Raw genomic sequence first — 24,933 nt, 5'->3', positions numbered from 1 at the left:
AGCTAGCCTTCCCTTCATGGCGCCGACGCCCTGGATCTCCTTCACCACCGACTACGGTCTCGCCGACGGCTTCGTGGCCGCCTGCCACGGGACGCTGGCCCGGCTGGCGCCCACCGCCCGGGTGATCGACGTGACCCACCTGGTCCCACCCGGCGACGTCCGGCGCGGCGCGGCGGTGCTGGCGCAGACCGTGCCGTACCTGCCGGCGGCCGCCGTCCACGTCGCCGTGGTCGACCCCGGCGTGGGCACCGCCCGCCGGGCGATCGCCCTCGCCGCCGGGGACGGACTGCTGGTCGGACCGGACAACGGGCTGCTGCTGGACGCGGCGGCGGCGCTCGGCGGGGTGAGCGCCGCGGTGGAGCTGACGAACCCGGACTGGCTCGGACCGCAGCTGTCCGCAACCTTCCACGGCCGGGACATCTTCGCGCCGGTCGCGGCCCGGCTGGCGCTCGGTGCGCCGCTCGCCGACGCCGGCCCGGCCGTCGAACCGGGCACCCTGGTCCGGCTGCCCACCCCGCTGGTCCAACCAGAGCCCGACGGGTTCACCGCCGAGGTGCTGACCGTGGACCAGTTCGGCAACGTGCAGCTAGCGGCGACGGGCGCCCTGCTGGCACCGCTACCCCCGTCACTTCGGGTCGCGCACCGGCCAACGGGCCCGGACCGCGTCGGTGCGCACACGGTGCACGCCCGGACGTTCGACGATGCACCGCCGGGATCGCTGTTGGCGTACGTGGACTCGGCCGGCCTGGTCGCGGTCGCGGTCAACGGTGGGCGGGCCGCCGACGTACTCGGGGTGGCGCCGGGCGACCAGCTCCGCGTCACCGCCGGTTGACCGGCAGCGCCGACCCCGCCCGAGCGGGAGGACCGCCGCTGCGGCGGCATGATCCGTCGGCAGGAGCAGGATGAACGGGACACCTACTGGTGCCCGACCTGCCAGCCCGGACCTCCCGGCTGAACGGACCGTCGAGACGGCGGCGGGCGACCGCGGTCAGTCCCGCAGGTGCAGCCCGAAGCTGGTACGGCCCCCGGGCTCCAGCCCTTCCTTCAGCCGCAACGAGGGGATCTCGTAGTCGCCGGAGTTCTGCCGCCGGAACGCGATCGGCTCGGTCGACTCCAGGGTGAGCAGGCGCTGTGTCCAGGCTTTGGCGATGTCCGGGTAGTCCTCGTCGGTCAGCCGATCAGCGCCGTACAGCACGAACGGCGGCAGCACCTCCATACCCGGGTAGTAGAGAACGCCATGCTGGATCGGGAACAGCAGGTCCGCGAGGGGGCCATTGATCCCACGATCAGAGTAGTGCGGCTCCGATCCACCGGCGGTCACCGACAGCAGTGCCTTCCTGCCGGCCAGAGTGCCTTCGCCGAAGCGGTCACCGAACCTGGTGTCGCTGTACTCGCCGACGCCGTACGCGAAGTGGAAGCTGAACACCCGGTCCACCCAGCCCTTGAGGATCGCGGGCATGGTGAACCACCACAGCGGGAACTGAAAGATGACCGTGTCGGCCCAGAGCAGCTTCTCCTGCTCGGCGAGGACGTCCGGGGTGAGTGTCCCGGCGTCGAAGGCTCGGCCCGAGTCCAGGGCGACCTTCAGCCGACCGGAGGCGTCGGTGTCGTAGTCCGTGCGGTCCACGGCCGCCTTCCAGTTCATCGCGTACAGGTCACTGACCCGCACCTCGTGTCCGGCGGTGCGCAGGGTGGAGACGGCGAGGTCCTTCAGTGAGCCGTTGAGCGACTGCGGCTCCGGGTGGGCGTAGACGATCAGCGTCTTCATGGGGGCTCCTTCGGATCGGTGTCTCGATCCTGGACGCCGGGGCACCCCGACATTCAGGGGCGCCGCTTCCTCGGACGGGATGTCCTGGTAACAGCAGTACCACCCACGCGGCAACCACCCAGCGATACTGGACGGATGGACAGTCTCGCGGGCTTCCTGCGGACCCGGCGTTCCCGGGTCGACCCGACGGCCGTTGGCATCCCCACCGACCGGCACCGCCGGGTCCAGGGGCTACGCCGCGAGGAGGTCGCGCACCTGTCCGGAGTCAGCGTCGACTACTACGTACGCCTGGAGCAGGGCCGCGCGACCCAACCCTCCGACCAGGTCCTCGACGCGCTCGCCCGCGTTCTCGGCCTCGACGAGACCGAACGCGAGCACCTATACCGGCTCGCCCGACAGCGTCGCCACCGCACGAAGACACCGGGCGGGCGGGTCCGGCCCGAGCTGCTCCGCATCCTCGACCTGATAGCCGACGCGCCCGCGCTGCTCATGAACCATCGCCTGGACGTACTCGGCGGAAACCGCCTCGCCCGGCTCCTCTACGGCCTACCGATGCCGGGCCTGAACACCGCTCGGCACATCTTTCTCGAGGAGGACGAACGCGGTCTGTACGCGGACTGGGAGGCGTGCACGCTCAACGTGGTCGGACATCTGCGCCTGACTGCCGGCAAGTACCCCGAGGAGCCCCACCTCACCTCGCTCATCGGCGAACTGGCGATGGGTAGCGAGCGCTTCCGCAGCCTCTGGGCCCGCGCGGACGTACGCGCCCGCACCCACGGACGCCGAACATATCGGCATCCGCTGGTCGGGCTCCTGGAACTGCATCAGGAAAGCCTCATGCCGCCGGACGAGTCCGGCGTGGAACTGCTGGTCCTGTCCGCGGCCCCCGGCAGCCCCAGCGCGGACGGGCTAGAACTGCTCGCGGGGCTGGGCACGGACGAACCGACGGGCGGTCTCAGAAAGGGACGATTGGACACTTCCTAACCCACCCCCACAGGTCGCATGCTGCGGTGGAGCGCTCACACACCGTTCGTTCGCGCGTCCACCGCCACGCCGAGGTGGTCGGTGCCGCGCCCGACGCCGGGAGAGCCATGGACCTGTTCCGCAGATTCCGGATCCCCTGGGCCGAGCGACCCGCCACCAACCACACAGCCGCCACCGATGACGACGGCCCGCTGGTGCCGGCGACACGGAGCGCGCAGGACGCTGCGGCGAGCCCGCCATCGGAGGCCCCGAACCCGCCGGCGGCCCTGGCCCCGGCGGCACCGACAACGCTGGACCCGGCGGCACCGACAACGCTGGACCCGGCGGCACGGCCCCGCTGTTTCGGCCGGGTGCCGAACCACGCGCACAGCCCGCTGCCGACCGTGGACGACGCTGGCGACGTGGTGCCCGGCACCGGCATCCGTAAGTTCGTCGACCCGCTGCCCACGCTCGGCTCGGCCAACGACCCCGGCCGCTTGCCGGTGGCCGTACCCGACACCATCACCTACCCGGGCTGCGACTACTACGAAATCGGCCTTCAGGAGTACGCGCAACAGCTGCACCGGGACCTTCCGGCCACCCGGCTGCGGGGATACCGGCAACTGAATCTCGGTACGGATTCGACCGGGCACAACACTGTCCCCCCACCGAGGCGCCCGGTCCACCTCGGCCCGGTGCTCGTCGCGCGGCGCGGCCGACCGGTACGGGTCAAGTTCATCAACCAGCTTCCTGCCGGTCGGGCCGGTGAACTGTTCCTACCCGTTGACCCCACCATCGACGGTGCCGGTCACGGGCCGCTCGACGGGCCAGCACCATACCCGCAGAATCGGGCGGTGCTGCACCTCGCTGGCGCGCAGACCGGTTGGATCAGCGCCGGAAACCCATGGCACTGGATCACACCTGCCACCGAGATCACCCCATACCCAACCGGTCCCGGGCTGACCCCCGTGCCGGACATGCCGCCGCCCGGCAGGGGTGCCACCACGTTGTACTACCCGAACGAGCAGAGCGGTCGGCTGCTCGCGTTCCACGACAACACCGTCGGACTGGCCCGGCTCACCAGCTACTCGGGACAACTAGGCATCTACCTGATCACCGACCCCGCCGAGGACGACCTGGTCGCCGATGGGGTGCTGCCCGCCGACCAGATCCCGCTGGTCTTCGAGGACAAGACCTTCGTGCCCGACGACAGTCAGCTGGCCGCCACCGACCCGACCTGGGACCGCGACCGTTGGGGGGCGCGGGGCAGCCTCTGGCACCCACACATCTACCAACCCCGGCAGAACCCCTACCGCAACGATGGCATCAACCCGACCGGGCGCTGGGACTACGGGCCGTGGACGCGAACCGCCGACGGGTTCGGGACCGAGAGCACAACCAGCCCCAACGGCACCGAACCCAACGGCACCGGACCGAGGCCGGTCCCGAACCCACACCACGACCCGGTCGACGACGCCTCGGCTGAACCGCCGATGGCACCCGGCATACCGCACCCGTCGGCGGTGCCGGCCGCGTACGGCGACACCGTGCTGGTCAACGGCGTCGCGTACCCCTGGCTGGCGGTCGAGCCGCGCGCCTACCGGTTCCGCGTCCTCAACGGGTGCCTGGACCGCAGCCTGAACCTCCAGATTTACCATGCGCGCTCCGCCGGCCCGATGTGGGACAGCGATGGCAGGCTGGCCGACCCGAACGCCGGCGAGGTACCGATGGTCGCGGCGGTGCCGATGCCCGGCCGGCCCGCCCGGTGGCCGTCCGACGGGCGGGCGGGCGGGGTGCCGGATCCCCGTGCCGCCGGCCCCGACCTGGTGCAGATCGGCAACGACGGGGGCCTCCTACCGGCCCCCGCGGTGCTTCCCAACCAACCGGTGACCTACCGGTACGACCGACGCGACCCCACCGTGCTCAACGTTGACCGGCACACGCTGCTGCTCGCCCCCGGAGAGCAGGCCGACGTGCTGGTGGACTTCGCCACCGTCACCCCCGGCAGCACCGTGCTCCTCTACAACGACGCCCCGGCCCCGTTCCCCGCCTTCGACCCCCGCTATGACCACCACACCGAAGCCCCGGACCACACCGCCGAGGGCGGGACCCCACCGAGCCGTCCCGGGTACGGGCCGAACACCCGTACCCTGCTGCTGTTCCGGGTGGCCGGCGTTCCGAAGCCCCGCTACGACCTGGCCCGGCTCCAGGAGCGGCTACCCCAGGCGTACTCGGCCAGCCAGCGTCCGCCGCTCGTGCCGCAGCCCGCCTACGACCCGGCGTTCGGCACCCGTACGGCCCGAGCGACCATCGTCCCGGTGCACGCCGCGACGGTCGCGTTCGCCCCCACCGGCAGTACCTCCCCCGTCCTGCTGCCGCTCGCCGTGAAGTCCATCGGGGAGGTCTTCGAGCCCTTGCACGGCCGACTCGCCGGCTGCTTCGGCGTCGGTCCGCCACCCGGAGCGTCCCGCACCCCGGCCGTGACACCACTCGACCCGACCGATCCGGCCACCGAGGTGGTGTCGGTCGGCGAGTCGGCGGTAACGGGGGACCCGGTCGTCGACGAGGTGCACGTGTGGCGGCTGCGCGGCGCCGGTCGGCACACCCAGCCGGTCCGCCTCGACGGCGTCGACCTGCAGCTGGTCAACCGAGCCGGATGGGACGGCACGCTCCGCGCGCCGGCACCGAACGAGCTGGGCTGGAAACAGGTGGTCCGGGTCAACCCACGGGAGGATGTGGTGGTGGCACTGCGCCCGGTCGCACCGCCCCTCCCATTCAAGATCACGGACAGCGTACGGCCGCTGGACCCCAGCCGACCAGCGAGCCTCCACCCCCCAGGCGCGCCGCGCGGCGGCCAAGCCGCCCCGGCGGGAACCCAACCGGTCAACCTGGGCTGGGAGTACCGCTGGCACAGCCAACTCGCCGGCTACCGCGACCAGGGCCTGAGCCGGCCGCTGGTGCTGCGGGTCGCCCCGACGGCCCCGACCGGGCTGACCGCGACCCCGGGACCCGGATCGGCCACCACGCTGCCGGCGATCCTGCTTGCCTGGACCCGCAACGGCGACCGGCCCCCCACCACCAGCCACCAACTCCAACGGGCCACCGACCCGGCGTTCACCGATGGACTCGCCACGATCACGGTAGCCGCCAACGTCACCCGGTACACCGACGCGACCGTCATTCCCGGGGTCACCTACCACTACCGCATCCGGACGGAGAACGCGGTCAGCTGCTCGGCATGGTCGAACTGCGCGCCCGCATCGGTGCAACTCACCGCGCCGACCGGCCTGGCCGCGGCAGTGCCCCCGGCCGCACCGCTACGGGTGGGGCTGCACTGGCGCAATCACTCCTTCGCCACCGGCGTTGACGTGCAGCGCGCCACCAACCCCACGTTCACCAGCGGACCCGGCACCACCGCCATCAGTGTCGGTGACACCCATCTGGACACCACCGTGGCGCCGGACACCCGCTACTACTACCGGGTCCGCACCACCTACCTCGGCTCGGCCTCCTCCTGGTCCACAGTGGCGCAGGTGACCACACCGCCCCGGCCGGGGGCACCGGAGTCGGTGACGGTCACCGCCACCGCGGTCACACCGGACACGGCGACGGTCATCCTCGGTTGGACGACGAGCGCAGCCGTCGGATCCGGGGCCGGCTACACGGTGCAGCGGGCCGCGGACCCGGCGTTCAGCCAGGACGTCGCCGCCTTCACCGTGACGGGACGGGGGTTCACCAACACCGGCCTGGCCCGCCGAACCACCTACCACTACCGGATCCGTGCGTTCAACGTCGTCGGACTGTCCCCGTTCACCGCCCCGATCGTGGTGACGACGCCGGACTGACATCCCGCCCCACCACCGCCAGTCCGGTGGTGGCTCCGGCCCGTGGTTCAGGAGGCCCGGAAGGTGGGGTCGGTGGCGCGCAGCTCCGCCAGTGCCGAAGCCGTCCCGTGTAGCAGGTCGGTCGCCTCGGTGAGCCGGGCCACCGCCGGTTCTTGGACATCGGACCGGACGTTCTCGGCCACGTACCCAGCGGCGGCCGCCACCAACCGCTCGTACGCCTCGACGCCGTCGCGCAGCTGGTCGGCGAGGGCCGCCCGGGCCTGTTCAAGCGAGGGCCGGGTGTCGGGTGGCGCAAACCGAATGGCCCGTTCGACCTCCGCGACCCGGAGGGCGAGGTCCCGCAGCGAGTGGTCGGCTGCGGTGGCCTCGGCGACCGCGGGTGCCGCCAGCCCGGTCAACCGGCCACGCAGGCCGGCGAAGGTCGACCCGGCCCGATCCAGCCGGCCCCACGGCTCGGCGGCGCTGGTGCCGCGCAGCGCGACCCGGGACCGTACCCGTCGGGCCTCGGCGAGCATGCCGGAGCCGGCCGGGAGGCGCTGCACCGCCGCGACCAGCCGGGCTCGCGACTGGGCCGCCGCCTCGGCCGGGACCAGCGCCGGCGGCGCCGGCTGGGCGGCGAGCGCCCGCAGGTCGGCCCAGCGCCAGGCGGCGAGCACGAGCGCTCCACCCGCGCCGGCGGCCCAGGCCGCGTCGGGCAACCCCAGACCGGCGTACGGCGTCAGCACCGCGGCGGCGCCGCCGAGCCCACCTGCGATGACGCTCCACCGCCGGGCAGAGCGCCGCCGGCGGGCCAGCCGCCGGAAGTATCGCGTCCGCTCGTCCGCCACGTTGCCTCCCCATCCCGCGCAGCTCAGCCGGCGGCGGTGCTGTCCCCAGTGCCGCGTTCGCGACCCAACGTGGAGCGAATCTCGTCGAGCCGGGCCACGGCGGCCGAGTCGGCGACCGGAGCACCCTGCTGCTCGGGTCGGGTGACGGCGGGCCGCTCGCCCGCGCCGCGTAGCTGTTCCCCGGCCATGCCGGCGCGCAGCTGATCGAGTCGGGCGGAGCCGGCCGCGTCGAGGGCCGCCTGCTGAATGTCGAGCATCTTCCCCTCAACCGAGTTGCCGGCGAGCTCGGCTCGGCCCATCGCATTGGCGTAACGCCGCTCGATGCGCTCGCGCACCTCGTCCAGGGTGGGGGTGGTACCCGGGGCGGTGATCGCGGACATCGACTCCAGCGACGCGGCCACGTTCTCCTGCATCTTGGCCTGCTCAAGCTGGCTGAGCAGCTTCGCCCGCTCGGCGAGCTTCTGCTGGAGGATCATCGAGTTGTTCTCGACCGCCTTACGCGCCTGCGCCGCCGCGCCGAGCGCCTGGTCGTGCAGAGTCTTGAGGTCTTCGGTGGCCTGCTCCGCGGCTACCAGTTGGGTGGCGAGCGCCTGGGCGGACTGCTCGTAACGGGTGGCTTCGGTGACGCTGCCCCGGGCGCGGGCCTGATCGGCCAGGACCAGGGCTTGGCGGGCGTTGCCCTGCAACCGCTCGACCTCGGACATCTGTCGGGACAGCTTCATCTCCAGCTGCCGTTGGTTGCCGATCACCGCTGCGGCCTGCTGGACGAGCAGTTGGTGCTGCCGCTGAGATTCCTCGATCGCCTGCTGGACCTGCACCTTCGGATCGGCACGCTCGTCAAGTTTGGTGCCGAAGAGCGTCATCAAATATTTCCAACCCTTGACGAACGGGTTCGCCATCTCCGTGGTATCCCCTCACTAGCAACGCGGCCGGCCGCGACCTGGCCGGCCGCGACGGCAGTGACTCCATCGTCGCAGGCGGATGCTAGTCAGGCAGCCGCCGACAACGCAGCGGGGCCACGGTGCCCACGACAACCCTACGCGCGCTCAGGCGGCGCAGACCACGTCCCGGTCCGTTGCGCGTACCCGCGTGTGCAGGGTCGCCTTGAGCGGCGACTCCTGGCGGACCTGCACCGACACCGTGCCGTCCGAGGAGACCTGGCGGACCGCGCGGCCGGCGGTCTTGCCGTGGTTGGCTGCCGGGACCGGGGCGGGCTGCTGCCCGGTTGGCTCGTCCTGGACCGGCACCAGCACCCCCGACATCTGCTCGGCGAGCGCCACCGTGTCGCTCACCTCACGCAGCAGCTCGGAGAGGCGCGCGCCAAGCGCGTCACAGATGGCAGCCAGCAGCTCGCTCGACGGTTCCTTGTGCCCACGCTCGATCTCGGAGAGGTAGCCGAGACTGACATTGGCGGCTGAGGAGACCTCGCGCAGGGTGCGGTGTTGCCCCTGCCGGCGTGTCCGTAGCGCGTCACCGATCAGCCGGCGTAGCAGGACCATCGCACCTCCCCTGGAGGAACACTCCGTGCCTCGACGACCCGGGGAATCCGGGCCCCGACCACCGGAACCTTCCCGCAACCGTACCCGGTGCCGGCTCGGCCGACATACCGCCCCGCCTGCCGGATCGGACTGCGGGCCGGCCAGCCCACCGAACGGCAACGCTGCCGACAAAGAGTGCCGACCGTATCACGGTCGGTATCGCTACGCACCATCGTCCGGATCGCGGGGCGCCCCGGACACCCGTTCGGCCAACAGCCGAAGCGCCTGCACCACACTGGCGGACCGGATGAGCTCACGGCCTCCACCCAGCTCCAGCCGGCGCACCGCGCTGCCGCCCGGACCGGCCACCGCCACGTACACCAGGCCTATCGGCTTGCCGCCCTGCGGCTCCGGCCCGGCCACCCCGGTGGTAGCCAGGCACCAGTCGGCGGCGCACCGCCGCCGACCTCCCCGCGCGAGCGCCACGGCCACGTCCGGGTCGACCGGACCACGCCCGGTGAGCAGCTTCTCCGACACGTCGGCCAGCTGGGACTTCAACTCGGTCGCGTAGACCACCAGCCCACCGCGGTAGACGCTGCTCACCCCGGCGACCTCCACGATCGTGGCGGCGAGCAGACCACCGGTCAGCGACTCAACCGTGGCGAGCGTCTCCCCCCGCCGGGCCAAGCTGTGCACGACGCTGGCGGCGGGGCCTTCGACGGGCCGCTCGGCATCCGCTCCCAGCCCCATGCTTGCCCTCCCCCGCCGGTCCTGGTCAGCGCGCGTGCCGCCGCAGACGAAACGCCCGCACCACGTAGTCGATGCCACTGACCACCGTAACCGCCAACGCGGCACCCATGACCCATGGTCCGACCAGGTCCAGCGGCGCCGGCATGGGCCAGAGGTACCAGACGATCGCGAGGGTCTGCAGGGCCGTCTTGATCTTCCCGCCCCGGCTGGCGGCGATGACGCCGTACCGGATCACCCAGAACCGCAGTGCGGTGATGCCCAGTTCCCGAAAGAGGATCGTTCCGGTCACCCACCACGGGAGCTGGTCGTAAGCGGAGAGCAACAACAGCGCGACGCCGGTGAGCGCCTTGTCCGCGATCGGGTCGGCCACCTTACCCACCGAGGTGACCAGCCCGAAACGGCGCGCGATCCACCCGTCCACCAGGTCGGTGAAGGCAGCCCCGACGAAGATCAGACAGGCCGCGATCCGCCAGCCGACGTGAGTCATCTCGGAGGCGACCACCGAGGCGGCGAAGACCGGCACCAATACCAGCCGGAGCAACGTCAGCGCGTTGGCGGCGTTGAGCACCGGCACCCGGGTAGCAGCCGGCGCTGGCTCCGCCGCTCCGGTCACCGCCGTGTCCCGCCGCCGCTCCGGCCCCGCGCCCTCCGTATCCCCCCACCGCACCGTCACCGCGCCACGCCCGGCGCCGCCGAGATCATCGCCTCCGGCACGGCGACGAGGTCCACACCCTCCGTAGCGGTGACGGTGCACTGCACCAGGTCACCGGGGCGCAGGGCGGTGAGGTCTGCGCCCCCCTCGGCCGGGGCGACCAGGGTGGTTGAACCGTCCACCTCGGGGGCCTGGTGCGCGGCCCGACCCTCCACCACGCCGCCGTCGACCGAGTCGACCAACACCTGCACCGTCGAGCCGAGCCGCTGCTCGGCCCGCTGCGCGCAGAGCTCGTCGGCGAGGGCGCCGAGTCGATCGTAGCGGCGCCTGACGGTAGCGGCGGTGACCTTGCCGGGCAGGCCGGCGGCCTCGGTGCCGTCCTCGTCGCTGTAGTCGAACACCCCGATCGCGTCCAGCCGCGCCGCCTCCAGGAAACGGACCAATTCGGCGACGTCGGCCCGGGTCTCGCCGGGAAAACCGACGATGAAGTTACTCCGCGCGCCGGCCGCCGGGGCGAGCTCCCGGATGCTGCCCAGCAGTTCCAGGAACCGGTCGGTGGAGCCGAACCGGCGCATTCGCCGCAGCACCGTCTCGCTGGAGTGCTGGAAGGAGAGGTCGAAGTACGGGGCGACGCCCGGCGTGGTGGCGATCGCCTCGACCAGGCCGGGACGGGTCTCCGCCGGCTGAAGGTAGCTCGCCCGCACCCGAACGATGCCGTCCACCGCGGCGAGCTGGGGCAGCAGCTTCTCCAGTGCCCGCGGGTCACCCAGGTCCTTGCCGTAGGAGCTGGAATTCTCGCTGACCAGCACCAACTCCCGCACCCCGGTCTTGGCCAGCCACTCCGCCTCGGCGAGCAGCGCCTCCGGCGGACGGGAAACGAACGCACCGCGAAAGGCGGGGATGGCGCAGAAGGCACACCGTCGGTCGCAGCCGCTGGCCAGCTTGAGCGACGCGACCGGCCCGGTGTCGAGCCGACGCCGCAGCACCGGACGCAGATGCGCCGGAGTGTGCTCGTCCACCTCAACCGGAGCGGACCGGGTGCCGGAGTGCGACACGGTGGCCGGGGTGCCGGAGTGCGACACGGTGGCCGGGGTGCCGTGGCCCGGCACCGACACCGCCGCCTCCGCCCGCCGTACCGGGGTGAGCGGGAGCAGCTCGCGCCGGTCCCGCGGGGTGTGCGAGTCGATCGCGGTTCCGGCGAGCACCGCCCCGAGCCGATCAGAGATGTCCGGGTAGTCGTCGAAGCTCAGCACCGCCTGCGCCTCGGGCAGGCTCTCCGCGAGCTCCCGCCCGTACCGCTCGGCCATACACCCCGCCGCCACCACCTTCGCGCCGGTTTCGGCGGCGGCCAACAGCGTCTGGATCGAGTCCTGCTTGGCCTTCTCGACGAATCCGCAGGTGTTCACGACCACCACGTCGGCGCCTTCACCGTCGGTGGTCACCTGCCAGCCGTCGGAGTGCAGCCGGGCAGCCAGCTCCTCGGAGTCGACCTCGTTGCGGGCGCAGCCCAGGGTCAGCAGGGCGACGCGGCGGCCGTCGGCGGGTGCGGGAGGGGTGGCAGACACCATCCGAGGGTACCGGGCGCGGGTTGACCGCCCGGCAACCGCCAGCGGCCGGCCTCGACCGGGCTCCCAGCCGGGTCAACCCGACAAAGCCGCACCGGTTGGTCAGACCGTCGCGGCGACCCGAACCAGACGATCGAGCAGGAAGAGCTCGGTACCGCCCACGCCGGTGGCGCAGAAGACGGAGATCTGGTCCGCACTGGTCCGGCCGGGCACCGCCGCCGCCAGGACCGCGCCCAGGTCGCGCAGCCGTTCGGCGTACGGGGGTAGGGCGGCGAGCATCGGTGGGGCGTACCCGGCGGCTTGCGCTGGCGAGTCGGTGACCAGCACCTCGGCCCGGTCCAGCAGATCCGGGCCGAACTCGTGCCGGTCGACCTGCTTGAAGCCCACCGCGTTCACGTGGGCGCCGGGCGCGAGGTCCGCGGCGTCCACCACCGGCGCGGTGCTGGAGGTGGCGATCACCACGATGTCCCGGCCGCCGACGGCCGCCGCCGCGGAGTCGACTGCCCGCGCCGGTACGCCCAGTTCGGCGCGGGCCCGGTTGGCGAAGGCGGTACGCCGCGCCGCCGAGCGGCTGTGCACGCGTACCTCCCGCAGGCGCCGTACCGCCGCGGCGGCCCAGACCTGCGCCCACGCCTGCCGGCCCGAGCCGACCACCCCGAGCGTGGCCGCGTCCGGGCGGGCCAGCGCGTCGATGGCGACCCCGCCCAACCCACCGGTACGCCGGGAGCTCAGCTCCGTCCCGACCGCGACCGCTCGGACACTCCCGGTGCCGGCGTCGTGTAACACCACCACCGGTTCGCTTCCGGGGAGCCCGAAGGTGTCGTAGGAGCAGGAGCCGTACCACTGACCGACGAGGTGCCCGGCGGTCAGCACCATCCGGCCACCGCCCAGCGACGCGGCGGCTCGGGGCGGGGCGACCAGTCGACCGTCGCGGGCGGCGTGCAGCGCGTCCCGCATGGCGGCGATGGTCGTCGGGGCGTCGAGCGCGGCAGCGACCTCGGAGTCGGTGAGAAGCAGCGGCATGGACCGATACTGCAAGATAAAGTCAGGTTTAGCTCCAGCCGAGGTGGTGAAGATCACCTTTACCGCACCGCTCCGCTCTCCGGCAACTGCTACCGTCCGGCAATGGCCTGGATCGTGCTGGTGATCTCCGGACTCCTCGAAACCGCGTGGGCCATCGCCCTCGACCGCAGCGCCGGCTTCAGTCGGCTTGTCCCCACGATTGTCTTCGCCGTCACGGCCGCCCTCAGCATGATCGGCCTCGCCTACGCGCTCCGGGAAATCCCGGTCGGCACCGGCTACGCGGTCTGGGTCGGCATCGGCGCGGTCGGTACCGCCGTGGTGGGGATGGTGGCGCTGAACGAGTCAACCAGCCTGCCCCGGATCCTCTGCCTCCTGCTGGTGATCGCCGGCGTGATGGGCCTGAAGATCTACCACTGACGGCCGAACCGGGACCGGACCGACCCCGACCGGCATCGGGGCCAGACCGATCCGTCAGGCACGACGACGGTCCCGGTCAGTCCTCGCCGCCGCGCAGGCCGGCCAGAACCTCCGGCAATTCGTCCGGCTTCACCAGCACATCCCGGGCCTTGGAGCCCTCGGACGGGCCCACCACGCCGCGGGTCTCCATCAGATCCATCAGCCGACCCGCCTTCGCGAAACCGACCCGCAGCTTGCGCTGCAGCATCGAGGTGGAGCCGAACTGCGAGGTCACCACCAGCTCCACCGCCTGCACCAGCAGGTCCAGGTCGTCGCCGATGTCCTCGTCGATCTTCTTCTTGCTCTCCTGGGCCACGGTGAGCACATCCGAACGGAACTCCGGCTCCCGCTGCTCCTTGCAGAACCGGACCACATCGGCGATCTCCCCCTCGGTCACCCACGCGCCCTGGATGCGCACTGGCTTGGAGGCACCCATCGGCAGGAAGAGACCATCACCGCGACCGAGCAGCTTCTCCGCACCCGGCTGATCCAGGATGACCCGGGAATCCGCCAACGACGAGGTCGCGAAGGCGAGCCGGGACGGCACATTGGCCTTGATCAGGCCAGTCACCACGTCCACCGACGGACGTTGGGTGGCGAGCACCAGGTGAATGCCGGCGGCCCGGGCGAGCTGGGTGATCCGGACGATGGAGTCCTCCACGTCGCGCGGGGCGACCATCATCAGGTCGGCCAACTCGTCCACGATCACCAGCAGGTACGGGTACGGCCGCAGTTCCCGCTCGCTGCCGGGCGGGGCCGTGATCTCACCATTGCGCACCTTGCGGTTGAAGTCGTCGATGTGCCGAACCCCGTTGGCGGCCAGATCGTCGTAGCGCATGTCCATCTCGCGCACGACCCACTCCAGCGAGTCGGCTGCCTTCTTGGCGTTCGTCACGATCGGTGTGACCAGGTGCGGGATCCCCTCGTAGCCGGTCATCTCGACCCGCTTCGGGTCGATCAACAGCAGCCGTACCTCGTCCGGGGTGGCCCGGGTCAGGAGCGAGACCAGCAGTGAGTTCAGGCAGCTCGACTTCCCCGCGCCGGTGGCCCCCGCGATGAGAATGTGCGGCGTCTTCGCGAGGTTGGCCACCACGTAGCCACCCTCGATGTCCTTACCGAGCGCGACCACCATCGGGTGATGGTCGCCGGTGGCCGCCCGGGAGCGCAGCACATCGCCGAGGGCGACATTCTCCGGATCAGTGTTCGGGATCTCCACCCCGATCGCGCTCTTGCCCGGGATCGGGCTGAGGATGCGCACGTCCGGCGACTTCACCGCGTACGCGATGTTGCGCGAGAGCTGGGTGATCCGCTCCACCTTGACGCCGAGGCCCAGCTCGACCTCGTACCGGGTCACCGTCGGCCCCCGGGTGAAACCGGTGACTGCGGCGTCCACGTCGAACTGCTCGAACACCCCGGTCAACGCGGCGATCACCTCGTCGTTGGCCCGGCTGCGCTTCTTGGGGGCGGCACCGCTGCCCAGCAACGTCGCCGGGGGCAGCGCGTAGTCGCCCGCCAGCCCGGTCAACGCGAGCTGCTCGGCCCGGGTGGGCAGCGGCGAGTGCTCCGGCGGCTCCGCCGGCTTCCGACTGGCCGGCACCTTCGCCGACGACTTGCGGGGCAGCACGAGTGTCTCCTGCAGATCCGCGCCCGCCAGGTCGTCGGCGAAGTCGGCCGGGTCCGGCGATGCTGGCGGCGTCCGCTTCGCCGCACGCTTGCGAACCGGCTTGCCGGTCTCCGCCGCGGCCTCCTCGGTGGCCTCCGCGCCGGCCGGGGTGCCGACCACCGTGCCGGCCAACAGACCGAGCCGCTCCGGAATCTTGTTGATCGGGGTCGCGGTGACCACCAGTAGCCCGAAGACCAGGAGCAGCACCAGCAGCGGCACGGCCACCCAGGCCGTCACCGCCCGCTCCAGCAGGCTCCCCACCCCCGCACCGATCAGGCCGCCCGCGAAGTCCCGCTGCGCCTGCGAGGTCGGCTCCTGCCCGATGTGCAGCAGCGCGGCCGTAGCCAACAGCATGGCCCCCCAGCCGACCGGCCCCCGCCCCCGGTGCTCCGGCGCGGTCGGCTCCCGCATCAGCCGCCAGGCACCGATCATCAGCAGCACCGGCACCACGACGGCGATCGCACCGAGGAACAGCCGTACGGTGTCGGCCAGCCGCTCCCCGACCGGTCCGGCCTTCTCGAACCAGATGCTGGCCGCGCTGAGCAACGCGACGCCGAGCACCAGCAGCCCGACGCCGTCGCGCCGGTGCTCGGGGTCGAGGCCACGGGCCGCGGCGGCCTGCCGGCCGGCGGCGCGAACAGACCAGCCCACCCCGTGCGCGAGGCCCATCCACAGTGCCCCGAGCGCCCGGCCCACGGAACCAGCCGGGCTGGTACGGGCCGGCGGACGACGCTTGGCGGCAGCGCGGGGCTTCTTCGCCGGCTGCCGGGCACGGTTGTTCGTGTTGCCTCGCGGCGACGCGCCGCGTCGCCGACTCGCCTGAGAGGTACGGCCCGCCATAGCATCAACCTAGCGGCGGTACCCGGCGGATCGCCGCTATTCCAGGTCGTGTCCGCGCGTCGGCACGCGAATCCGCCGCCGGTCGTGATATTCGCCTCAGAAGGGATGCCGCATGGCGTCGCCGACCGGGGACATTCCGGACCGCCTCCTGGGCGGCTACCCGGGCGCCCTGAGCCCACTCACCAATGAGCTGGTCGCCACCGTACTCACCCAGCGGGGCTACGCGGTGGAGACCGACCCGGCCGGGGAACTGGTCGGCCGGTGGGCCGACAGCCTGATCTGGTTCCTGCGGCCCGGGACCGCCGGCGAGCTGCTCCAGGTACGCACCGTCGTGGCACCCACCTTCGCGATCGAGTACGTCCCCGCGCTGCACGCCTTCTGCAACGCCTGGAACCACGACCGGCTCTGGCCCAAGGCGTTCGTACACGTCGAAGATGACGGTCGGGCGCGAATCTGTGGGGAGATCATCACCGACCTCGAACGCGGCGTGACCCCGCACCAACTCGATCGGCTCCTCGACCGCGGCATCACCACCGGTTGCCAGCTCGCCGCCGAGGTGGACCGGCTACCCGGCGGGGTGCGGTCGTGATCGGGCAGCCCGGCGGCCGCGGGCTGGACGAGTTCGGCTGGCCGGGGTGGCCACCACGGCGCCAACGACCCGGGCGGGACGACCGCCCCCTCGCCGAGGAGCTGGCCGACGCCCGGGACTCCCCCGACGGCGAGACCCGCAGCGCCGAGCTGGAGCGGATCGCCGCGCGCGCCGACGCCGCCGGCGACGACCAGTCGGCGCTGGCGGCCCGGCTCGCGCTGATCGAGACCTACCTGCTCGACGAAGAGCGGTGGCGCCTGATCGAACCGGTCCGCCGCTGCCTCGCCGCCGTGGACCGGCGGCCCGACCTGTTGCCGCGCGACGGTCACGAAACCCTGGCCCGCTACCGGCGGTACGCGGTCGAAGCCCTGCTCGGCAGCCCGCGTGGTGGCTTGGACCAGGCCCGGGACCTCCTCGACGACCTCGGCGCCGCCGACACCGCGACCGCCACCGAACTCTACTGCCGGATCGCGGACCACCTCGGCGACGAGCCGACCGCCCGGTCCTGGTACGACCGCTGGGTAGCGGCGCCCGCCACCCCGGCCGACGGCTGCCTCAGCTGCGCCGCCGTCCGACAGGCGGAGCTGCTCGCCGGGTGGGAGGAGTGGTCCGCCGCGCTGGACCTCCTGGCCGGGGTGAACCCGGACGACTGCACCAGGGCACCCGAGCGGGGGCTCGCCGCCGGGATGCTCCCGTGGCTCCGGGTCGGCGCGACCGAAACGGCCGCGGCGGCGCACGTGCACGCGTACCAGCGGCACCGACGCGAACGGGCCGGCTTCGCGTGCCTCGCGGCACACCTGCGCTTCTGCGCGCTCAGCGGGAACCCGGTCCGCGGCCTGGCCGTCCTCACCGAGCAGCTGCCCCGGCTGGATCGGGCTCCCGACGAGCTCTCCGCGATGGAGTTCGCCGCCGCCGGGGCGCTGGTGTGCGGGGTCGCTGTCGCGGCCGACCTCGGCGAGCAGCGGGTGCACCGCCCCGCGTACGGGCAACGGCCCGCGGCCGACCTCGACCTCGCCACCCTCGGGGCCGCGCTGACCGACCTGGCCACCAGGCTCGCCGGCAGCTTCGACGCGCGCAACGGCACCGGGCACCAGTCCGGGCGGGTCGCCTCCTGGCTGGACGAGCGGGGCGCGGCCGAACGGGCCCTGGCCCACCCGGTGGCGCTGCCGTTCGAGCGCCCGGACGACGACGAACCCGACCCCGAGCCGGACGACCAACCGGCCGACCAGCCCGCCCCGCTCAGCCTGGCCGCGATCACCAACGCCCTGGACCGGCGCGGCGACAAATACATCCTGGACGCCACGGACACCGTCGTGGGGCGCTGGGGCGAGGCGCTGATCCAGGTACGGCGGGCCGGCGAGCGCGGCGAGGTCCTGCACGTACGTGCCGTGGCCAGTCGCCGGCTGCCCGCCGACCGGCGCGCCGAGGCGTACGCGTTCTGCAACGCCTGGAACCAGGACCGGCTGCTACCGACGGCGTACGTGCACGACTCCGGCGCCGAGCTGGTGCTGGCCGGTGATGTCAGCACCGACCTGTCCCACGGGGTCGCGCCCACCCAGCTGGATGTGCTGCTGGCCGCCGCGGTACGCACCGGCTCGGCGTACGCCGACGCGGTCGCGGAGCTGCCCTGACCCGAGCCGGCTCCCCGACCTTGCCGCGCCTCGGCTCAGACCTCCACCACGTTCGGCACGACCATGGGCCGACGGCGGTAGGCGTCGTTGACCCACCGCCCCACCGTGCGCCGCACGATCTGCTGCAGCTGGTGCGGGTCGGTGATGCCCTCGGAGGCCGCGCGGTTGAGCGCCTCGGTGATCAACGGCACCACCGGGCTGAACGCCTCCGGGTCCTCGGAGAAGCCCTTCGCGGAGACGGTCGGCCCACCGACCACCTTCCCGGTGACCGAGTCGACCACCACGGTGGCCGCGATGAACCCGCCGTCGCCGAGGATCCGCCGCTCGGTGAGCAGCGACTCCGACACGTCCCCGACGGCGAGGCCATCGACGTAGACGTATCGGCTCTTGACCCGTCCGACCACGCTGGCCCGCCCCTCGACCAGGTCGACCACGTCGCCGTCCTCGCAGAGCACCACCCGGTCGGCGGCGACCCCGGACTCGACGCCGAGCCGGGCGTGGGCGCGCAGGTGCCGCCACTCCCCGTGGACCGGCATCAGGTTGCTCGGCCGAACCATGTTGAGCAGGTAGAGCAGCTCGCCAGCGGGGGCGTGCCCGGAGACGTGCACCTTGGCCACGTCCTTGTGCACGACGACGGCGCCCGCCCGGGCCAGCCGGTTGATCACCCGGAAGACGGAAGTCTCGTTGCCGGGCACCAGCGAGGAGGCGAGCACCACGGTGTCGCCGGGGGCGATGGTGATGTGCCGGTGATCACCGCTGGCCATCCGGCCCAGCGCGCTCATCGGCTCGCCCTGGCTACCGGTCGACATCAGCACGATCTGGTCGGGCGGCATGCTGGTGGCCTCGTCAAGCCCGACGACCAGGCCGGGTGGGATGTTCAGCAGACCGAGGTCGCGGGCGATGCCCATGTTGCGCACCATCGACCGGCCGATCAGGGCCACCTTGCGGCCATGCTCCGCCGCCGAGTCGAAGACCTGCTGGACCCGGTGCACGTGCGAGGCGAACGACGCGACGATGATCCGGCCCCGAGCCTTGGCGAAGATCGAGTCGAGCACCGGGCCGATCTCCCGCTCGGGCGTGACGAAGCCGGGAATCTCGGCGTTGGTGGAGTCGGACAGGAGCAGATCCACCCCCTCCGCGCCGAGCCGCGCGAAGCCGGCCAGGTCGGTGATCCGGCCGTCCAGCGGGAGCTGGTCCATCTTGAAGTCACCGGTGTGCAGCACCAGGCCGGCCGGGGTGCGGATGGCCACGGCGAGCGCGTCCGGGATCGAGTGGTTGACCGCGAAGAACTCACACTCGAAGGGGCCCAGTTGCTCCCGACCGCCCTCCCGCACCGTCAGCGTGTACGGCTGGATTCGCCGCTCGGCGAGCTTCGCCTCGACCAGGGCGAGGGTGAACTCCGAACCGACCAGCGGGATGTCCGGCTTGTGGGCGAGCAGGTACGGCACCGCGCCGATGTGGTCCTCGTGGCCGTGCGTGAGCACGATCGCCTGCACGTCGTCGAGGCGGTCCAGGATCGGGGCGAAGTCGGGCAGGATCAGGTCCACGCCCGGCTGCTCCACGTCCGGGAAAAGCACACCGCAGTCGACGACCAGCAGCTTCCCGTCGTACTCGAAGACGGTCATGTTCCGACCGATGGCGCCGAGCCCGCCCAGCGGAATGATCCGCAGCCCACCCTCGGGCAGCGGCGGCGGCAGTTCTGTCTCGATTCGCGCCTCGGTCACGCGTTCACCTCATTCTGCGACGCCGTCACCCGGCGTCCGTCGTGTCGTTCGTTCATTCAGGGAGGTCCAGGCCCGCCGCCGTGCAGTCGGCGCGGAGCTGGGCGAGCTGGTCGGGGGTGGCGTCCACCAGCGGGGAACGGACCGGACCGGCGGGCAGTCCCTTCGCCGCCAGGCCGGCCTTGACCAGGATCGTGCCGGGAGCCCGGAAGATGCCCGTGTACAGCGGCAGCAGCCGGCGGTGCAGGGCGAGCGCGGTGGCGTTGTCCCCCGCGTCGAACGCCCGGATCAGCTCCTGGGTCCGCGCCCCGGTGAAGTGGGTTGACGTGCCAACCACGCCGACCGAACCCACCGCCAGCGCGGGCAGCAGAAGCGAATCCTCGCCGCTGTAGAAGGCCATACCCGTCCGGCTGGCCACCCAGCTGGTGGCGGTCAGGTCACACTTGGCGTCCTTCACCGCGACGATCCGCCCGTGCTCGGCCAGGCGCACCAGCGTCTCGGTCTCGATCGCCACCCCGGCGCGGTGCGGAATGTCATAGAGCATCACCGGCAATCCGGTGGCGTCGGCCACCGCGGTGAAGTGCCGCACCAGGCCCGCCTGCGGCGGCTTGCTGTAGTACGGGGTCACCACCAGCAGGCCGTGCGCTCCGGCCTTCTCCGCGGCGGCGGCCAGCTCGACGGTGTGCCGGGTGTCGTTGGTGCCGACCCCGGCCACCACCTTGGCCCGGTCACCGACGGCCGCGACGACCGTCTGGATCAGGCGTTCCTTCTCCGCGTCGGTCGTGGTCGGCGACTCACCGGTGGTGCCGTTGACCACCACCGCGTCGTTGCCCTGCTCGTCGACCAGGTAGTTCGCCAACCGGGCCGCACCATCCAGATCGAGCGCACCATCGGCGGCGAAGGGTGTCACCATGGCCGTGAGCACCCGCCCGAACGGCCGGGAGGCCGTCCGGGCGGGGGTGTCGGGGAGGTCACTCGTCATGCGTCCAACCTAGCGGACGGCCTCGGAGCCCCCGACGGGGAAGGGCTCAGGACACCTCCGCGTGCGGGCTGGTCGCCACCTCGGTGCCGTCGGGCAGGGCGGAGATCACGAAATCGTTGAAGACACTCGGGGCCACCCCCTGCAGCTGGCGGAGGCACTCCACCGCCAGTTCCCGGATCTCCACGTCGGCGTGCTCGGTCGCCCGCATGCCGATAAAGTGCCGCCACGCCCGGTAGTTGCCGGTGACCACGATGCGGGTCTCGGTGGCGTTCGGCAACACCGCCCGCGCCGCCTGCCGGGCACGCTTACGCCGCAGGGTGGCGTTGGGCTCGTCGGTGAAGCGCTGCTCCAGGCCCTCCAGCAGTTCGGTGTACGCCCGCACGCTCGCCTCGGCGGCCTCCACGAACCGCTTGTGTAGCTCCGGGTCATCGGCGATCACGGCCGGCTCCACCATCGCCGCGTCCCGCTCCGGCACGTACCGCTGGGACAGCTGCGAGTACGAGAAGTGCCGATGCCGGATCAACTCGTGGGTGAGCGACCGCGACACCCCCGTGAAGTAGAAGCTCACCGAGCCGTGCTCCAGCACGCTCAGGTGGCCCACCTCGAGAATGTGGGCGAGGTAGCCGGCGTTGGTCGCCGTCGCCGGGTTTGGCTTCTTCCAACTCTGGTAGCAGGCCCGCCCAGCGAACTCCGCGAGCGCCTGCCCCCCGTCGGCGTCAGTCGACCACCCAACGTCGTCTGGGGCCGCGAATTGGGTCCACGCAATGAGTTTGACCTGGGGCTGCACCATGTCCGGCATTCCTGCGACTGTAGTGGCGCGACCGGTGCCGACGGAAATCGGACCCCGCAGTCGGCGGGGAGCGGGCTTGGCCGCAGCACTTCCCATGGTGCGGGCAGGCACAACGCGAGCACCGGCGCAACGAAGGTAGCGGGCGACCGGCGGGTGGCGTGTGGCGAGCGCCACGCTGCGCCTACCGCCACGAGCGACCGGAGGTGCCAGACCTCACCGACGGGGCAGCTCGACAGCGGCGAGAACGGGGTATCCGAAGGGTGGGGGGCCGAGATGCCGAGCCGGTCAGACGTAGAGCGCGGTGAACGGCGCCCAGGGCAGGTTACGCGCCACGGAGAAAGCCAACCAGGCGCCCAGGAAAACCCCGATCACCTTGTTGCTGATCCGCATTTCGGGCAGCCGCCACCCGAATGCCTGCCGACCCGCCCACGCCACGAACAGGTACGCCAGGAAGGGAAGCGCGAAGACGAGGAGGAGATGGTGTCGGGCAGCGGCCGGCAGGTCGGCGTGCAGCAGGTACCAGAGGGCCCGGGTGCCACCACAGCCCGGACAGTCAAGCCCGCTCGTCAGCTTGAGCAGACAGGTGGGGGCCGCATCCGGCGTGGACCGGGTCGGGTCGATCATCAGCGTGTAGCCGATGCCGGCGCCGATACAGCCCAGGGCGGCCAGCGGCACTGCCCACCGAGGCGCGCGTTGCTGGAGACGGAGCACGAATCGGGTCAGTCGGTCCGGCTGCGGAGCCGGATAGACCGGCGCCGCCTCCACCGGCCAGCCGTCCGGCGGCGGGCCATCCGGCGGCAGGGCTGCACCCGCAGACCGCTGGCCAACAGCATCAGTCGCCGCGGCGGCCCGGCTCTGCGGCCCGTCAACGCTCGTCACGTCGATCACGGTACACCTGCCACGCACCTCAGGGCAGCGGCCAGCGGCACCGCCAGGTCACCTGCCGTCGGTGGCGCCACAGCGGCCAGACCCAGCCAGCCGGCGAGCCGGTACAACTCGGCGGCGAGCGCGAGGGCCGTCTCACCCGCCTCAACGCCGGGCTCCTGCCACGCTGCCGGCACGCGGAGTACACCGCTCTTCCGGTCGGCCTTCAGGTCGACCCGGGCCGTGAACCGCTCCCCCTGAAGAAACGGCAACACGTAGTAGCCGTGCACCCGCTTCGGCGCCGGGACGTAGATCTCGATGCGGTAGCTGAAATCGAACAACCGCCGCGTGCGGTCCCGCTCCCAGACCAGCGGGTCGAAGGGGCTGACCAGCCGGTTGCCCCGCACCCAACGGGGCAGTCGGGCCTCGGCGTGCAGCCAGGCCGGCTGCCGCCAGCCGGACACGGTTACCGGAACCAGCTCCCCCGCCTCCGCCAGCTCGGCAATCGCCGCCCGCGCCGGCGCCAGCGGCAACCGGAAGTAGTCCCGCAGCTCCGGCTCCGCCGCCACGCCGAGGGAGCGGGCGGCCACGGCCACCAGCGTCCGGTACGCCTCGGCGTCGCTCGGGGTGGGCGCCGCCAGCACCGCCGCCGGCAGCACCTGCTCGGGCAGGGCGTAACGGCGGGCGAAGGACGTCGTACGCTCGGCGGCCGCCACCTCGCCGGACCAGAACAGGTACTCCAGCGCCCGCTTCGTCGCCGACCAGTTCCAGCCCCAGTTGCCGGTCACTCGCTCAGCGTCGTGCTCGATCTCCGCGGCGGTGATCGGCCCGCGGGCCGCTACCTCGTCCCGGACCCACGCCACCAGCTCCGGCTGCTCCTCGGCGATCCGGCGCATGCCGCCCCAGGACTGGCTACGGGCGCCCGCCATCCGCCAGCGCAGCGCCGGCTGCAACGCGACCGGCACCAGCGACGCCTCGTGCCCCCAGTACTCGAAAAGATCACGGGGTTGGCGGTACGCGGCCGCGTCGAGCAGCGCCGTCGGATAGGGGCCGAGGCGGCTGTAGAGCGGCAGATAGTGCGCCCGCTGAAGCACGTTGACCGAGTCCAGCTGGATCAGGCCGACCCGGTCCAGCACGCGACGCAGGTGCCGGCGGGTGGGCACACCAGTCGGCGCCGGGTCGGTGAAACCCTGGGCCGCCAGGGCGATCCGTCGGGCTTGGGCGAGCGAGAGCGATTCCGGCATGGTCACCGCGGGGACACTAGGTCACCGGTACGACACCGCTTCGGGGTTGGCCCGCCTCCTCCTGCCCGGCCGTCCCGACCGCGGTCTGGTGCGTCGCGGTCCGGATCGGCAGAAACGCCAGCAGGGCCAGGCTGATCCAGACGTACGTGTTGCTGCCGAGGAAGCCGTCGATCCCGGTGAAGTCCCGCTCCCAGGCCCACACGATCCGGCTGATCAGGAACGCGTACGCGATGCCCACGGCCGCCAGTAGCCGGCGCCGCCGACGGCTGCCGGCGGGCGCGGCCATCGCGTTGTCCACCAACAGGATGAGCGCCGGCAGCAGCCAGACCAGATGGTGCACCCAGGTGACCGGGCTGACCAGACACATCAGCACACCGGTCAACGCCAGCCCGGTCGCCTCGTCACCGACCGCCACCGCGGACCGGGCCCGCCACACCCAGAGCGCCAGTACCACCACCACCAGCACCAACCAGGCGACGGTACTCGGATCCTCCGGATTCAGCCGGGCCACCACCCCACGGAGGGACTGGTTGGAGACGAAGGAGAGCTCGCCCACCCGGTTGGTGTTCCACAGCGCCTCGGTCCAGAACACCCGGGAGGCGTCCGGGAAGAGGGCCGCGGCGAACAGGGTCGTGCCGGCGGCGGTACCCATCGCAGTGACCGCCGCCCGCCAGCGCCCCGTCACCAGCAGGTAGACGATGAAGATCCCCGGGGTCAGCTTGATCGCGGTGGCCAGGCCGATGGTGGCCCCGGCCCACCGGCTCCCCGAAGGCAGTAGCCGCAGTAGATCAACCGCCACCAGAAACAGCAACAGCATGTTGACCTGGCCAAAGTTCACCGTCTCCCGCATCGGCTCGTACGCCGCGGCGAGGCAGAGCGCCACCGCGATGGCAAACCAGCGGGTCCAGCCAGCGCGGCGCGAGATCGGGTCCAGCAGCCACCAGAGCAGCACCAGGGTGACCACCACGCTCGCGGAGACGCTCAGCACGATCGCCACGGTCCAGGAGACGTACGCCATCGGCAGCATGACCAGGGCTGCGAACGGCGGATAGGTGAAGCCGTACTGGGTGAACGGGCGCAGGAAGTCGTAGATCTCTCCGCCGTCGTGCGCCCAGTAACGGATCGCGCCGTAGTAGACCCCAAGGTCAAAAAACCCGTGCCGCGCGGCCGCCACGGACAGGAACAGGGCCACCCCGACAGCGAGCCCGACCACACCGGTCGCCTGTCTGACCGTCCGCTTGGCACCCTGCGCCATCGTCGCCTCCTCCACCCTGCGTAGGCT

General features: G+C 72.0%; 21 protein-coding genes and 1 pseudogene. 7 read left to right on the top strand and 15 right to left on the bottom strand.

The features are described 5' to 3' along the window. Positions 1-16 precede the first annotated feature (16 nt). Complete coding sequence (locus T398_RS14135) at positions 17-832, top strand: S-adenosyl-L-methionine hydrolase (protein WP_496447300.1); 816 nt, start codon at positions 17-19, stop codon at positions 830-832. A 33-nt stretch (positions 833-865) separates the two neighbouring features. After that, positions 866-955, top strand: a pseudogene (locus T398_RS14130) (zinc finger domain-containing protein); the annotation flags it as partial. Positions 956-988: 33 nt separating this feature from the next. On the opposite strand, the gene T398_RS14125 reads toward T398_RS14130, so the two are convergent. Continuing rightward, positions 989-1,768 (bottom strand): NAD(P)H-dependent oxidoreductase, encoded by a 780-nt coding sequence (locus T398_RS14125; RefSeq protein ID WP_496447298.1) that lies wholly within the window; start codon positions 1,766-1,768, stop codon positions 989-991. 135 nt (positions 1,769-1,903) lie between these two features. Between T398_RS14125 and T398_RS14120 the strand changes: the two genes are divergently transcribed. Continuing rightward, on the top strand, positions 1,904-2,752 hold the full coding sequence (locus T398_RS14120) for a helix-turn-helix transcriptional regulator (RefSeq protein WP_496447297.1): 849 nt from the start codon (positions 1,904-1,906) through the stop codon (positions 2,750-2,752). 107 nt (positions 2,753-2,859) lie between these two features. Next, complete coding sequence (locus tag T398_RS14115) at positions 2,860-6,576, top strand: hypothetical protein (RefSeq protein ID WP_496447392.1); 3,717 nt, start codon at positions 2,860-2,862, stop codon at positions 6,574-6,576. 47 nt (positions 6,577-6,623) lie between these two features. Here the strand turns inward: T398_RS14115 and pspM are convergent, their stop codons facing one another. The 7 genes from pspM to T398_RS14080 all read right to left on the bottom strand — a co-directional run bounded on the left by pspM (position 6,624) and on the right by T398_RS14080 (position 12,871). Then, complete coding sequence (gene pspM, locus T398_RS14110) at positions 6,624-7,403, bottom strand: phage shock envelope stress response protein PspM (protein ID WP_496447295.1); 780 nt, start codon at positions 7,401-7,403, stop codon at positions 6,624-6,626. Positions 7,404-7,426: 23 nt separating this feature from the next. Next, positions 7,427-8,302, bottom strand: a complete 876-nt coding sequence (locus tag T398_RS14105) for a PspA/IM30 family protein (protein ID WP_496447293.1) — start codon at positions 8,300-8,302, stop codon at positions 7,427-7,429. Between the two features lie 147 nt (positions 8,303-8,449). Continuing rightward, positions 8,450-8,902, bottom strand: a complete 453-nt coding sequence (locus tag T398_RS14100; RefSeq protein WP_018219039.1) for a helix-turn-helix domain-containing protein — start codon at positions 8,900-8,902, stop codon at positions 8,450-8,452. Positions 8,903-9,103: 201 nt separating this feature from the next. Further along, complete coding sequence (locus tag T398_RS14095) at positions 9,104-9,631, bottom strand: CinA family protein (RefSeq protein WP_496447291.1); 528 nt, start codon at positions 9,629-9,631, stop codon at positions 9,104-9,106. A gap of 25 nt (positions 9,632-9,656) precedes the next feature. Then, a complete protein-coding gene (gene pgsA, locus T398_RS14090; RefSeq protein ID WP_496447390.1) occupies positions 9,657-10,244 on the bottom strand; it encodes a CDP-diacylglycerol--glycerol-3-phosphate 3-phosphatidyltransferase in 588 nt (195 codons plus the stop codon). A 56-nt stretch (positions 10,245-10,300) separates the two neighbouring features. Beyond that, complete coding sequence (gene rimO, locus T398_RS14085) at positions 10,301-11,851, bottom strand: 30S ribosomal protein S12 methylthiotransferase RimO (protein ID WP_496447289.1); 1,551 nt, start codon at positions 11,849-11,851, stop codon at positions 10,301-10,303. Between the two features lie 99 nt (positions 11,852-11,950). Next, on the bottom strand, positions 11,951-12,871 hold the full coding sequence (locus tag T398_RS14080; RefSeq protein ID WP_496447287.1) for an ornithine cyclodeaminase family protein: 921 nt from the start codon (positions 12,869-12,871) through the stop codon (positions 11,951-11,953). A gap of 102 nt (positions 12,872-12,973) precedes the next feature. Between T398_RS14080 and T398_RS14075 the strand changes: the two genes are divergently transcribed. Then, a complete protein-coding gene (locus tag T398_RS14075; protein WP_018220635.1) occupies positions 12,974-13,288 on the top strand; it encodes a DMT family transporter in 315 nt (104 codons plus the stop codon). A gap of 76 nt (positions 13,289-13,364) precedes the next feature. On the opposite strand, the gene T398_RS14070 is transcribed toward T398_RS14075, so the two are convergent. Next, positions 13,365-15,830 (bottom strand): DNA translocase FtsK, encoded by a 2,466-nt coding sequence (locus tag T398_RS14070; protein ID WP_496447285.1) that lies wholly within the window; start codon positions 15,828-15,830, stop codon positions 13,365-13,367. A 112-nt stretch (positions 15,831-15,942) separates the two neighbouring features. Between T398_RS14070 and T398_RS14065 the strand changes: the two genes are divergently transcribed. Both T398_RS14065 and T398_RS14060 read left to right on the top strand, forming a co-directional pair. Further along, complete coding sequence (locus T398_RS14065; protein WP_496447283.1) at positions 15,943-16,419, top strand: type III secretion system chaperone family protein; 477 nt, start codon at positions 15,943-15,945, stop codon at positions 16,417-16,419. Then, a complete protein-coding gene (locus T398_RS14060) occupies positions 16,416-18,050 on the top strand; it encodes a YbjN domain-containing protein (RefSeq protein ID WP_496447281.1) in 1,635 nt (544 codons plus the stop codon). The genes T398_RS14065 and T398_RS14060 overlap by 4 nt, the downstream gene beginning before the upstream one ends. A 35-nt stretch (positions 18,051-18,085) precedes the next feature. On the opposite strand, the gene T398_RS14055 is transcribed toward T398_RS14060, so the two are convergent. The 6 genes from T398_RS14055 to T398_RS14030 all read right to left on the bottom strand — a co-directional run bounded on the left by T398_RS14055 (position 18,086) and on the right by T398_RS14030 (position 24,906). After that, positions 18,086-19,774 carry a ribonuclease J gene (locus T398_RS14055; protein ID WP_496447279.1) on the bottom strand — a complete coding sequence of 563 codons (1,689 nt, stop codon included), beginning with the start codon at positions 19,772-19,774 and terminating at the stop codon, positions 18,086-18,088. Positions 19,775-19,826: 52 nt separating this feature from the next. Continuing rightward, entirely contained in the window at positions 19,827-20,753 is a 927-nt protein-coding gene (gene dapA, locus T398_RS14050; RefSeq protein WP_496447277.1) for a 4-hydroxy-tetrahydrodipicolinate synthase, read from the bottom strand. Positions 20,754-20,799: 46 nt separating this feature from the next. Beyond that, on the bottom strand, positions 20,800-21,543 hold the full coding sequence (gene thyX / locus T398_RS14045) for an FAD-dependent thymidylate synthase (RefSeq protein WP_496447389.1): 744 nt from the start codon (positions 21,541-21,543) through the stop codon (positions 20,800-20,802). A 285-nt stretch (positions 21,544-21,828) separates the two neighbouring features. Further along, a complete protein-coding gene (locus T398_RS14040; protein WP_496447276.1) occupies positions 21,829-22,431 on the bottom strand; it encodes a DUF2752 domain-containing protein in 603 nt (200 codons plus the stop codon). Then, a complete protein-coding gene (locus T398_RS14035; protein WP_496447275.1) occupies positions 22,428-23,657 on the bottom strand; it encodes a winged helix-turn-helix domain-containing protein in 1,230 nt (409 codons plus the stop codon). Before T398_RS14035 ends, T398_RS14040 begins: the two co-directional genes overlap by 4 nt. Positions 23,658-23,667: 10 nt before the next feature. Continuing rightward, positions 23,668-24,906 carry a glycosyltransferase 87 family protein gene (locus tag T398_RS14030; protein ID WP_496447273.1) on the bottom strand — a complete coding sequence of 413 codons (1,239 nt, stop codon included), beginning with the start codon at positions 24,904-24,906 and terminating at the stop codon, positions 23,668-23,670. Between the last annotated feature and the right edge of the window lie 27 nt (positions 24,907-24,933).

The sequence above is a fragment of the Salinispora goodfellowii genome (genome assembly GCF_059570675.1).
The sequence above is the reverse complement of the archived record's forward strand: the minus strand, read 5'-3'. Positions and strand labels throughout refer to the sequence as shown.